Below are 12151 nucleotides of genomic sequence, written 5' to 3' on the forward strand. Positions count from 1 at the left end.
CAGCGATGAGAAAAAGTACAAAAAGGGTATTGTGGATTCTGGGTTTCATATTGGCCGGGATCTTTGTGAATTTCTATATGAATCTATTTAGCTTTGCTTATGCGTTGATTGCTGTGCTACTCATGTTCTTTACAGGTTGGGGGTTCTTGGCTAAGCTGAAAAATGACGTTCACCAGCACGAAGAATACCACAAAAGAGTGCACGAGTCAGCGGAAGAGGATATAGATCATTACACGAGATAACTGCAGAGTGTTTCAATGTTTCTATCATCGCTTTCAATATTGGTTAAATACCAATTAGGAGGGGATAGAATGAAAGTGAAACGAATGAAGTTACCACTGTTGTTAGGTATTCTATTGATGTTCGCTATGTTGGCCGCCTGTGGTTCGGATGATATCAAACATGAGAAGAGCGCGCACTGGGACGTATCTTTGCAGCGTTCAACAGGTTCATACGGGATTGTTTACATAGGAGATGAGAGTACTGTCAAAGATTTTGTCTACAATGTTAAAGGAACAAACATTGAGCGGCAGGGACGTGCGCTTGAAGAACAACAAACACCGGTTACCGAGTCCGGTACATTGAATCCAGTGGATAACAAAGATCCGGTTACCTTTAACATTAGCTGGAATGACAAAAGTAATAGTGTAACGTTTGAATAGTTAACGATCTCCAACACAACAATCCCTGCCAGTATTATGCCAGCAGGGATTGTTGGTTTTTGTTACGATGGTGGAACCTAAGAAATTATAATAAATGGAGGGGAAGCTCTATACAGGTTTCACCGTAAACGTGAAGTGATACGGACGGTTGGCTTGAAGTGTGTACTCTGGATGCGTGCGGGCACTCCAGCTGTCGTCGCCGCCAACACCCATCTGCACGTAATTGATACGAGCGATAGTATGTGAGCTTACCGGCAATTTGTAGACGTGGTCGTTCGCTTCCAGTTCTTCAGGCGACCATGGCAATGCATTGATTTCAAACGGCGCATTGGCTTCAAAATGAAGACCGCTGCTGCCATTTGCAGAATTTCCGCCTACAGCCGAAGTAATCTCCGCAAAACGTACATCCGTTTTGTTACCACACTCCTGCGGTTTCAGGTAAGGCACGAACTGATCACGAACGGCTCCGGTGTAATAGCCGAGGCGCGCGCTGGTCAGACGGTCGATATAGTTATCGTGCGGACCTCTGCCGTACCAGGAGATCGTATCCAGACTATCTTTTAATTCAAACAACATGCCGAACTCAGGCAATTCAGGCAGACCTGCACCTGATACGAGGGTTTGACTGATTTCAAGCTCGCCATTCGGTTGGATATGATACGTGATGGACAGCGTACTTCCCGGGCTGGCATCCCACGTATAATCTGTTGTCACATGGCAGCCTTGCTCATTCGTATGATGTTCGAAACGAATCAGCTTGTTCGTCGCGTGAGCATCCCGCCAGAAAGCGGCACGTTCATTCAGTTTGTTACCCAGATCGTTATCGGTCATCGCACGCCAGAAGTTCGCGCGAGCAGGTGCTAGTAATTGCTCCTGAGAGTTAATCTGATAGGAAGTAAGTGCGCCAGTAACCGAACTAAAGCTTATGGAAACTTCACCCGCATTCACTTTCAATCCGCCATCTTGTAGTTCCTCCACTTGAAGAGCATCACTTGCTCCAGCAGCAGGTTGCTGAATTGAACGCAGACGCGGAGATACGACAAACTGCTCCCAACCAATCTCATGTCCTGCATCTGCCCATTTGACTGCCTTCTTGGTTTCCAGAGAGACAGTAAGAACAGCTTCTGTGTACAAGTCGGAAGATGATGTATAAGGGATATGAACCTCAATGGATTCGCCCGGCTGCGCAGCAATGTCCAAATGCCCCTTTTCCACAGATACTCCGTTATGGGACAACGTCCAGGCGAGTGCATATTCGTTCAGATCCGTGAACAGGAAATGATTCGTGATGCGAATCAGCCCAGTTTGCAGATTGAGCGCCTGCATGCGAACGTTCTGATAACATTTTTTCACTTCTTCGAGCTTAGGCGTAACCGTTTTATCTGCCAAAATCAGTCCGTTGCCGCAGAAGTTACCGTCATGAGGTGACTCGCCGAAATCTCCGCCGTAGGCAAGATATTCTACACCGTCTGCTGTCTTGGTTCGGATCGATTGATCCACCCAGTCCCAGATAAATGCCCCTTGTAAAATCTCATATTTATCAAACATCTCCCAGTACAGGTGCAGTCCGCCGCAGGAGTTGCCCATCGCATGGCTGTATTCACAGATGATATAAGGTTTTCTATCCCCTTTCATACGTGCGTACTGCTCGATATCATTCGGACTGATATACATCGTGGACTCAATATCGCTCGCCGAATCGGAAGGGCGGTAGTGATACGTGCCTTCATAATGAACGAGCCTTGTTGGGTCGGCTTGTTTCAGATAGTCGTACATGGCGATAAAGTTATCGCCGCCAAACGATTCATTACCAAGTGACCAGATGATGATGGACGCATGGTTTTTATCCCTCTGGAACATGGAGTTACAGCGATCAATGACATTATCGCGCCATTCGGGCTTGCTCGCTGGGATGTTGTCGTCGTTCATTTCTTTTTGCCCATAGTACCACGTACCATGTGTCTCCAGATTCGTCTCGTCAATCACATACAGTCCATATTCATCACACAGCTCGTACCAGATCGTCTGGTTCGGATAGTGGGATGTACGAACGGCATTAACGTTATAGGCTTTCATCAGCTCGATATCACGAATCATATCCTCACGTCCGATGGCCCGTCCTGAATCGGGAGAGAATTCATGGCGATTGACACCCTTGAACACGATGCGTTTGCCGTTAATTTTCATCAAGCCGTCCTTGATTTCAAACCTGCGGAAGCCCACACGGGTACGAACAGCCTCTACCGTTTCGCCTGACGTATTCTGGATGGACAGCACAAGTGTGTACAGGTTAGGCGTTTCGGCACTCCATAAGAGCGGGTTCGCAACCGGAGCAGAGAGATGTAACGTCACTTCTTCTTCATTAGTAAAAGTAACCTCTGCCGCCAGCGGTTGATTCAGAACAAGCTTTTGCTCCGCATCATAAAGCTGTGCTTGAACCGTCAAACCGTCTACATGCTGTCCCGGGTTATGATTGAAGAGCTTCACATCCACTTGCAGTTCTGCATTCTGAAAAGCCTCATCCAGCTCCGAACGAACGAAGAAATCAGCGATCTGAACCGGTGATGGCGAGTGTAGATACACTCCGCGGAAAATACCGCTAAGCCGCCAGAAATCCTGATTCTCCAGCCAACTTGCATCACACCAGCGGTAAACCTCGACTGCCAGCTTGTTCTCGCCTTCCGTCAGGTATGCCGTGATATCAAATTCTGCAGGCGTGAAGGTATCCTCACTGTAACCAACAAGTTCTCCATTTACCCATACATAGAAGGCCGATTCAACACCTTCAAAGTGCAGCAGGACCGGACGATCTTTCCAGTCCGCAGGAACTGTAAATGTACGAATATATGAACCGACCGGGTTATAGGTAGCTGGTGCAAAAGGTGGTTTTAACTCAGGCTCGCGCTCCACCCAAGGATAAGTCATGTTCGTATAGTGAGGGTAATCATAGCCCTGCAACTGCCAGTTGGACGGGACAGCGATGTCATCCCATTTGCTGGCATCGTAGCTGGTTTCGTAAAAAGAAGTAATGCGCTGTTCTGGCGTTTCAGCAAAGCTGAACTTCCATGAACCATTTAGCGTCTGGTACCAAGGGGACGAAGTGAATTCATTGGACAAGGCTTCTTCTATTGTTGGAAACGCTACCATATTGGCATGGGCTGGCAGACGATTCACCTGAAACGTCTCGGGATTGTTGTTCCATTCCGGATATCCGTTAACCGGAGGGGTGTGCACGAGTTTCTTTCTCATAACAGCAGCTCCTTTGATCATGTTATAATATATTCACAGTATAGAATTGATTAGATACTTAGAAAATAAAGAATATTGCCCATATATATCACAATATGAAACTAAAGGGGGAGAGCATGGTGTCCCGGATGAATACACGAATCTTTTTTGGTAAAACAGACGAAGCCGCACGTCTGCCCGTCTATATGACGACCGTTGGGTATTGGGAACATCAATTTGAAACGGAACGCCCGGAAGGCTTTCCCGATTACCAGATTCATCAGGTCATTCAGGGACAAGGCAGGCTGATTATAGAGGGTGAAGAAGAATATATCGTTGGCCCAGGGGAGGTGTTTATCACCTACCCCGATATTCCGCATGAGTATAGGCCTATTACGGATCACTGGGAGCTGGCGTGGGTATCCTTTCAGGGGCGGGAGGCCAGTCAGCTACTGGCCTATGCGGGAATAACCAGTTCAGGAGTATATAAGCTCAGAAAACCCGAATTGCTACAAGGCTTGGAGCAGATGCTTGTGAATGGAGAAGGTACAGGGGATACAATGGATGCTGTCGATGATCGGGATAGCTCCAAACATCTGTATGCCCTGCTTCTCGACTTGAAGCCTTTGCTTATTGTGTTTGACAACGATAATGATGAAATGGAACGTCTGAAACCCGTGCTGCGTTACATTAAAGAGCACTTGGATCAGCCTCTGTCGCTGAAAGAGTTGGCAGACGTTGCTGTCGTATCCCCTCAATATCTGTGCCGGTTGTTTCAGAAAGCTTTACATGTGAGACCTGTATTTTACGTCAACCAGGAACGAATCAATCGCAGTAAACAGCTGATGTTCAGCGAGAGGGCGCTGCGAATCTATGAAGTAGCTGACAGGGTAGGGTATGAAAATGCCAGTTATTTCTGTACGATATTCAAACGACATACGGGCATGAGTCCCGAACGATTTCGGAAACTGCATGGTTTAGGCTGAGTAAGAGCATATATGTCTATGTATTTATTATCTGTTTTTCGCTCGTTTTTTGATCTGTTCTTCATCTGAATTTCAGTATCTCTTAAGGTTGGGGGCTTAATATTATTCTTGTAAACCCCTTCTCGTGTTAAATAGATGTGTGACTGGCCCTGCTCGGATTGTCCTCCGAGCAGGGCACTTTTTTTACCTGAGCGATGATGCTCATGATATGATGAGAGAGAAGAATGAACATAATGATACATAACGGAACCGATCGATAGGGGTCGGATGAAGCTCTATTTTGATATGAAAGGGAAAGGCAGGGAAGTGAATGGACGCTCGTCTGCACCCGTTGTATCGCCCGATACAAATGAATGGAATTGATCCCCGTACATACTATATTGAGCACGATCCTTCGCCTGTGCTTACACCTTATGTAGCCTGTTACTGGGAGTCGGGAACCCGCAAATATAGAGATAACGGTGAACGTGGAACGGTGGCAATCGGATCGAAAGTCAATGACTTAATGTTGAAGTCTATGGCTTCTGCCCGTGTGTTGCCAGACGGCTGTACCGACATCCTGATCGATTATAATCCGGAGCAAGCAAGGTATACGTATAGCTATTGCGGTAATTACATGCAGCCTTTTGCTTTTCCATTGTCGTTTACAGAGCCTCCGGTGGGGGAATATACCTTTGGTGTTCGTTTTTTTCCAGGTGGAGCGCCTTTTCTACACGGGCAATCACTTGATTTGTTCACAGACAGACGTATACCGCTGGAAGACTGCTGGCCAACCCGATGGGACGAGTTGCAGCTGAAGATGGAGGAAACGGTGAATTTTGCCCAGCGTGTGCAGGTGATGGAACATTATCTTCGCCAAACGACCTTGCGCAACAGCTGGGCTCATCATCATGCTGATCAGGATCTGCTTCGCAATGTACTCTATCGGATCTTCAAGGAAAAAGGTCGGCTGAGTGTACAAGACCTTGCCCTGAATGAAGCCGTCAGTGAACGTCAGTTACATCGCAAAATGACCGAACAAGTGGGCATCAGTCCCAAGCGTTTTAGTGAAATTATTCGTTTCCATGAGGTGTTGCATGGCATTCGTAAAGGTCGAGCTACGGATGGAGCTGAACTGGCACAGATGCATGGTTTCTACGATCAGGCGCATCTGATCCGTCAATTCCGCAAGTTTTATGGAGATACACCCTTGATTGCTATTCAGGAGCATCAACAGATGTTGTCCGAAAAGTACAATCATGGGACAGAACGTTCCGTTATACTTGAATCATAGACTACTGACAAAGGAGTAATGGATAATGAATGGAACATTGCAAATTCGAGAACATCTATTAACTGAGCTTGAGACGGGCGTGCGGACAGGTGCTTCGTTAATTCGACTGATTCGTGATGAGGATTGGGCGTATCGTCCGCAGGACAATATGCGTTCACTCGTGGAGCTGGTGCATCATTTTATTCAGATTACCGCTTCCGATCTTGTCATTATGCAAGAGAAAGGTGAAGCTGAGGTAGGTCAGGTCGAGAACAGTCTATCCGGCAACCAGGATCTTGAGCAACTGGAAAAGACACTATGGAGTAATTTTGAGGCGTACAAAGCATATATCACAAGTCTTAGCGAAGAGGATTTTCTAAATCGTTCAACCAAAGCCTTCTATGCAGAGCATGGTCATCTGCAGGTGCAATGGCAGATCGAAACGCTGACTCATGTGTTCCACCATCGCTCCCAGCTCTACAACTATCTCAAGCAACAGGGACACGAATTGAACTTCTTTATGTTGTATGCTTAAAATATTCTAGGACAAGCAGCCCCGCCGATTTCCGGTGGGGTTGTTTTATTTTTTACGAATATACAGCTGTCTATTAAACTTGCATGTCAGCTATAAATGTACGTTCTACCACGGTCAATTCACCGTGACTTTGCTAGATTTGAAACATAGAATACCGTATCACAGCAAAAAGGAGGTGATTTTGATGGCCATCCTTTTACCAATACAGTTCTACAATCTGCCGGCGGGTGTGGGTAAATCCTACTATGAAAACCTGTCTGGCGGTACCAATGCAAGTGTTACGGTGAACAACAATGGACCGTTCCCAGTATCTCTCGTTATTACTCGTGTAAATGCTCCAGTTGTCACTTACGTTGTTCCGGTGAACAGCAGTTTGAGCATTACCGCAAGTCAGGTGCTGGTCTTCGCTTTGCTGGCGAACCAGGGAGGTGCTGCTTCCGGTACGATTGAAGTTGCTTTGTCGTAATCCGGTGTGGTAGAAACTTATGGGCCTCTGTCCGACATGTTCGGCAGGGGTCTTTTTTTCTGGTGTGATTTGGATTTATAGTGATAATATACTAAGGTGTGATGAGTTACTATATTAAGCAGTGTAATCTGCAGGGAAAAGAAAGGGAGATAAGATGATTAAAAAATTATTCTGTTACATCCTAGGAGCAAGTATAGGTTTAACCGTGCTGTTATCAGCGCCCATGTTAGTTCAAGCAGAAAGGCAAACATTAAATTACAGTGATGGAGCAGTATATTACGGAGAGATCAAAAACGGAAAACCTCACGGGGAAGGAAGAATGACATGGGGGAAATCCAAAACTTACAATGGAAGTTGGGTTGAAGGCAAACGTTCAGGACAGGGAGTTTATAAGACGATAACGCAGGAAACAGACCGAATCTCAGAAACACAGTATGAAGGAACCTGGAAAAGCGATCGAAAAGAAGGCAAGGGAGTGCTGCGTGTCAACGAGATTAGTCTGACTGGAGCTATGCTGGAGTCGCGAGTGCAAACAGGGACATTTTCTAAAGATCAGTGGATTGACGGGTATGATGTGCGCAAGGGAGAGTATGACCCTCCATATTACTTTGCTTATAAAGATGCAAAAATACAACTTCAAATTTTGGGTGAGGCAGGAGAAATTTTGAAAGGGCTCAAAGAAGGTGATTTCTTCTCTTTTAAGTATCAAAAAGGAAAAGTACATAAAAATGTTGGTGTCGGGGATGAGTATGATCCCAAAGCGTTTCGTTCCTTTATCATAAGTATAGAAAAAGAGATTAAACCCTATATCCAGCAATTCGAGAAACTTGCGAAAAAACTATAATTGTTTATCCCGAACGCGGTACGATTAATTAAATAGTATAGACCGCACGCTTGAGATCGTGCCTCGGATTCGGGAGGTTGATAGAATGAACCGTAAGCGAACAAAATTAATGGAAACAGAACGACTTGTATTTACGACATGGGACGAACGGGATCAGGCACTCGCATTTGCGCTCTGGGGTGATCATGCGGTGACCAAATGGATCAGCGGCAGCGATGTGCTGAGTGAAGAGGAGGTGGAGGCGAGGCTAACTCAGGAAATCGAGCGTGAGAAGCAGGAGGGGGTTCAGTACTGGGCTCTTTTTCAAAAGGATTCTGACGTGTTTGTCGGTTGCTGTGGTCTGTACCCTTATGCACCGGAAGAGAATACCTATGAGCTGGGTTTCCTGCTGACACGCGATCACTGGGGACAAGGATATGCACAGGAAGCAGCACAGGCTGTTGTTCGCTATGCTTTTGACAAGTTAGAAGTTTCGGCTCTGGTTGCAGAGCATCATCCTGATAATGAAGCGGCATATCATATCTTAATTAAGTTGGGATTTGAGCATATGGAGGATCGGCGGGATGAAGCAGCAGATACGGTCCAGCCATTCTATCGGTTGCAAAAAAATAATGAAGCCTGCTGAATACATCCCTCATGTGGCGTTATCCAAATGAATATGCTGGAAACTAGTTAGAGGCAGCACCATATATCATGTCATTGAACGAGTTTCGCATTATGCGGGATGATCCACTGTTTTTTTATGCTATATTTATTTCGCTTTCAGCTTCTTTTAAGGTAAAAGGGATAAGATAACTCTTGTAAACCCCTTCTCGTGTTAAATAGATGTGTGACTGACCCTGCCGGGCGACGGCGGGGTATTTTTTTTGTTTTATTTCTATCTTGTTATCATGTTTTGATTCCGCAACAAAGATAAACAAACGTAAATAAAGTATTACAAAAGATAAAACAAGTCTAAATCATTGACTTTCAAACATAAACAAAGGTATAATAAATGTGAAAAAAGGAACTTACTTTGATCGTGAAAGCCCGATTTTAACTTGAACATGGGAGAGGATAAACATGAACGTGACCCTTCAGACCGAAAGACAGCAATCTGCTGGATTTGATATTCCATTTGTACGCGAGATGGCAGAGATTACGCAGCATATGTGGAAGAATGGCTGGGATGAGCGCAATGGCGGCAATGTCAGCTATTTGCTGAAAGAGGAAGAGGTTGCATCGTACATTGATATTCATCGGGTAATTCGCACCATTACACCTGCCTTTTCCGTGCAAGAGCTGGCAGGTCAGTATTTTATCGTTACGGCATCGGGAAAATATTTCAAAAATGTGCTGGCAGACCCGGAGGGTAATCTCGGTGTGCTTCGTGTATCGGCAGATGGACAGGAGCTGGAGGTACTGTGGGGACTGAATGGCGGAGCGAACCCGACAAGTGAACTGCCGACCCATTTTATGAGCCATATTGAACGTTTGAAAAGAGACCCGAATCACCGGGTTGTCATGCACAACCATGCGACACATGTTCTTGCGATGACCTTCATTCATGAGCTGGATGAGGCCAAGTTCACGAAGACACTTTGGCAGATGTGTACCGAATGTGTGGTGGTATTTCCAGATGGCGTTGGGATCATACCTTGGATGATGCCCGGTTCGAATGAAATCGGCCGCGCAACGGCGGAGAAAATGCAGGAGTATCATGCTGTTATCTGGCCTCAGCACGGCATCTTTGGAACAGGCACAACCATTGATGAAGCCTTTGGTTTGATTGAAACCATCGAGAAGGCTGCACAGGTATACATGCTTGTTGCAGGTCACGATATCAGGCAGCGGATTACGGATGAGCAGCTGCGTGCACTTGCAGAACAATTTGGAGTAACTCCTCGTCCTGGCATCATTGAAAGATCATTGTAAACAATCTCTATATGTTAATTATGTTATATGAAGCTGATCATATGAAATACTTATCATGGCCTTTGGTTCTCTGAACTGAAGGTCTTTTTCTTTTTTCAGGCAAACAATCGCCGTTTTAGCTCAAAAACGTTCAAAAATCCGAATAAGAATGGCTTTGTTATCGAATATTGAATCGTAGAATGCATTATCACGCGCTGGCGATTTTCGGGTGAAATGACGTATTGTCAATGGCTCTGCGATTTTGCATAATAACAATGCTTCACAGTTGAAGAACATACATTGTCTTACAGATGAGAAGAAAAAAAGCTTACAGATGAGAGATGGAAGGAAGTTATGATCATGCTTGGCAAAATGAAGAGAATCTTAATCGGCAAGCCAATGAAGTCGGCTGAATTGGATGCAGAAAAATTGGGGAAATGGAAGGCACTCGCCATCCTGTCCTCCGATGCTTTATCATCCGTGGCCTACGGTACGGAACAGATTTTGCTGGTGCTGGTTGCGGCCGGATTCGCCGCCTTGTGGTACTCGGTTCCGATTTCCATCGCCGTGCTGGGATTGCTCGTCATTTTAATTTTTTCGTATCGTCAGACCATATTTGCTTATCCTACAGGGGGCGGCGCATATATCGTAGCCAAGGATAACCTGGGCACCACACCGAGCCTGATTGCCGGAGGTTCATTGCTTGTCGATTATATCCTGACCGTAGCAGTAAGCTCGTCCGCAGGTACGGACGCGATTACATCTGCTTTTCCTGTTCTGCATGACTATAGCATCATTATTGCGCTTATTATGATTGTGTTTCTGACCGTTATGAACTTGCGGGGGGTTACAGAGTCAGCATCCGTGCTGGCGATCCCTATTTATCTGTTTATCTTTTCGATTGCCATTCTCATTATTTCGGGCGGCATCAAGTTTCTGGCTGGCGGCATGCATGCTGCGGCTCCGGAGTTTGGAACAAGTTTGTCGCATGTCAGCATCTTCCTGTTGCTTAAAGCGTTTAGCTCTGGATGCTCCGCATTGACCGGGGTTGAGGCAGTTAGTAATGCCATCCCGAACTTCAAGCAACCTGCGGAGAAAAATGCTGCCGGGACGTTGCTCTTGATGGGCTGCATCCTTGGCGCCATGTTTATCGGCATTACGCTGTTAGCCTTTGGGTACGGCATCAAACCTGATCCGAAAGCAACGGTCATTTCCCAGATTGCCGAAGCTACGTTTGGCAGAGGATGGATGTATTTTATTATCCAGGGTGTTACTGCTCTGATCTTGTTTCTTGCGGCAAATACGGCATACTCGGCTTTCCCGCTGCTGTCCTTCATGATGGCGAAGGATAAATATATGCCGCATATGTTTATGGTGCGAGGGGACCGCCTGGGCTTCTCCAACGGGATTATTTTTCTAAGCGTCATGTCGGCACTTCTGGTGGTTGGATTTAAAGGGGATACCGGAAACTTGATCCCACTCTATGCAGTCGGGGTATTCATTCCGTTCACATTGTCCCAACTCGGCATGATGATACGCTGGATCAAAATCAAACCTTCAGGGTGGCAAACAAAACTGCTGGTGAATACAATCGGTATGCTGACCACGCTGTCGATTACCCTGATTTTTATTTTCACCAAGTTCACGCAGACATGGGTCATCTTTATCTTCTTGCCCCTGGTCGTTTATGTGTTTATGCGCATTCGCAGCCATTACTGCAACATCGCAGACGAACTGCGTATCGATATTCAGGTGGATAAACCGGCTAAGAAAGGCAATACCATTGTTATTCCCGTAGCAGGTATTACCCGGGTGGTGATGAATACGATCAGTTACGCCCAGACGATGTCGGATAATGTGGTGGCACTGTATATCGGCTTTGATGATGAGGCCATTCGCAAGATGGAGCAGAAATGGGAAGAATGGAACCCTGGTGTGCGTCTGGTTGTGATCAAATCAAGGTACCGCAGTATTATGGGGCCACTGAAGAAATTCATTGATACCGTCGAATGGAAAACAGCCGAAACCGATCATATCACCATACTGATTCCGCAATTTATTACGAAGCACTGGTGGCAAAATGTACTTCATAATCAGACCAGCTTCATGATTCGTGCTTATCTGATTAATTATAAAGATGTGATTGTGACGACAGTTCCTTTTCATCTGAACCGTTAATGGGAAAATAATGTAAAATCCGGTTCATCAATGTAACGTTAATGTTTTAATATAGTATTTACACATATTACCGCAGGGAGATCTCCAGATTGGAGGTTCCTTGCGGT

Annotated in this window: 11 protein-coding genes; 10 read left to right on the forward strand and 1 reads right to left on the reverse strand. The window is 45.8% G+C overall.

The genetic code is table 11. The features are described 5' to 3' along the window. Positions 1-5: 5 nt before the first annotated feature. On the forward strand, positions 6-242 hold the full coding sequence (locus AB4Z30_RS11605) for a hypothetical protein (RefSeq protein WP_441926367.1): 237 nt from the start codon (positions 6-8) through the stop codon (positions 240-242). Between the two features lie 69 nt (positions 243-311). Then, positions 312-662: a hypothetical protein gene (locus AB4Z30_RS11610; RefSeq protein WP_441926369.1), complete on the forward strand. Its 351-nt coding sequence runs from the start codon at positions 312-314 to the stop codon at positions 660-662. A gap of 108 nt (positions 663-770) precedes the next feature. Here the strand turns inward: AB4Z30_RS11610 and AB4Z30_RS11615 are convergent, their stop codons facing one another. Further along, positions 771-3911, reverse strand: coding sequence for a glycoside hydrolase family 2 TIM barrel-domain containing protein (locus AB4Z30_RS11615; RefSeq protein WP_441926371.1), 3141 nt, complete (start codon positions 3909-3911; stop codon positions 771-773). A 116-nt stretch (positions 3912-4027) separates the two neighbouring features. On the opposite strand from AB4Z30_RS11615, the gene AB4Z30_RS11620 reads away from it, so the two are divergent. From AB4Z30_RS11620 to AB4Z30_RS11655, 8 genes are all read left to right on the forward strand, one after another. Continuing rightward, a complete protein-coding gene (locus AB4Z30_RS11620) occupies positions 4028-4876 on the forward strand; it encodes an AraC family ligand binding domain-containing protein (protein WP_441926373.1) in 849 nt (282 codons plus the stop codon). A gap of 310 nt (positions 4877-5186) precedes the next feature. Beyond that, on the forward strand, positions 5187-6149 hold the full coding sequence (locus AB4Z30_RS11625) for a DUF6597 domain-containing transcriptional factor (RefSeq protein ID WP_441926375.1): 963 nt from the start codon (positions 5187-5189) through the stop codon (positions 6147-6149). 25 nt (positions 6150-6174) lie between these two features. Then, positions 6175-6663, forward strand: a complete 489-nt coding sequence (locus AB4Z30_RS11630) for a DinB family protein (RefSeq protein ID WP_441926377.1) — start codon at positions 6175-6177, stop codon at positions 6661-6663. A 184-nt stretch (positions 6664-6847) separates the two neighbouring features. After that, positions 6848-7129 (forward strand): hypothetical protein, encoded by a 282-nt coding sequence (locus AB4Z30_RS11635; protein WP_441926379.1) that lies wholly within the window; start codon positions 6848-6850, stop codon positions 7127-7129. Between the two features lie 154 nt (positions 7130-7283). Beyond that, positions 7284-7973: a hypothetical protein gene (locus tag AB4Z30_RS11640; protein WP_441926381.1), complete on the forward strand. Its 690-nt coding sequence runs from the start codon at positions 7284-7286 to the stop codon at positions 7971-7973. A gap of 85 nt (positions 7974-8058) precedes the next feature. After that, on the forward strand, positions 8059-8598 hold the full coding sequence (locus AB4Z30_RS11645; RefSeq protein ID WP_441926383.1) for a GNAT family N-acetyltransferase: 540 nt from the start codon (positions 8059-8061) through the stop codon (positions 8596-8598). A gap of 437 nt (positions 8599-9035) precedes the next feature. Continuing rightward, entirely contained in the window at positions 9036-9887 is an 852-nt protein-coding gene (gene rhaD / locus AB4Z30_RS11650; RefSeq protein ID WP_441926385.1) for a rhamnulose-1-phosphate aldolase, read from the forward strand. Positions 9888-10226: 339 nt separating this feature from the next. Further along, positions 10227-12044 (forward strand): APC family permease, encoded by a 1818-nt coding sequence (locus AB4Z30_RS11655; protein WP_441926387.1) that lies wholly within the window; start codon positions 10227-10229, stop codon positions 12042-12044. The last annotated feature ends 107 nt before the right edge of the window (positions 12045-12151 follow it).

Source organism: Paenibacillus sp. 2TAF8 (assembly GCF_052114825.1).
Classification (GTDB): domain Bacteria; phylum Bacillota; class Bacilli; order Paenibacillales; family Paenibacillaceae; genus Paenibacillus.

Excerpts from the sequence above, each read along its gene's own strand:
- AB4Z30_RS11655 (WP_441926387.1), top strand. The coding sequence starts at position 10,227 with ATGCTTGGCAAAATGAAGAGAATCTTAATCGGCAAGCCAATGAAGTCG.
- AB4Z30_RS11625 (WP_441926375.1), top strand. The coding sequence starts at position 5,187 with ATGGACGCTCGTCTGCACCCGTTGTATCGCCCGATACAAATGAATGGA.
- AB4Z30_RS11610 (WP_441926369.1), top strand. The coding sequence starts at position 312 with ATGAAAGTGAAACGAATGAAGTTACCACTGTTGTTAGGTATTCTATTG.
- AB4Z30_RS11615 (WP_441926371.1), bottom strand. The coding sequence starts at position 3,911 with ATGAGAAAGAAACTCGTGCACACCCCTCCGGTTAACGGATATCCGGAA.
- AB4Z30_RS11630 (WP_441926377.1), top strand. The coding sequence starts at position 6,175 with ATGAATGGAACATTGCAAATTCGAGAACATCTATTAACTGAGCTTGAG.
- AB4Z30_RS11635 (WP_441926379.1), top strand. The coding sequence starts at position 6,848 with ATGGCCATCCTTTTACCAATACAGTTCTACAATCTGCCGGCGGGTGTG.
- AB4Z30_RS11640 (WP_441926381.1), top strand. The coding sequence starts at position 7,284 with ATGATTAAAAAATTATTCTGTTACATCCTAGGAGCAAGTATAGGTTTA.
- rhaD (WP_441926385.1), top strand. The coding sequence starts at position 9,036 with ATGAACGTGACCCTTCAGACCGAAAGACAGCAATCTGCTGGATTTGAT.
- AB4Z30_RS11620 (WP_441926373.1), top strand. The coding sequence starts at position 4,028 with ATGGTGTCCCGGATGAATACACGAATCTTTTTTGGTAAAACAGACGAA.
- AB4Z30_RS11645 (WP_441926383.1), top strand. The coding sequence starts at position 8,059 with ATGAACCGTAAGCGAACAAAATTAATGGAAACAGAACGACTTGTATTT.
- AB4Z30_RS11605 (WP_441926367.1), top strand. The coding sequence starts at position 6 with ATGAGAAAAAGTACAAAAAGGGTATTGTGGATTCTGGGTTTCATATTG.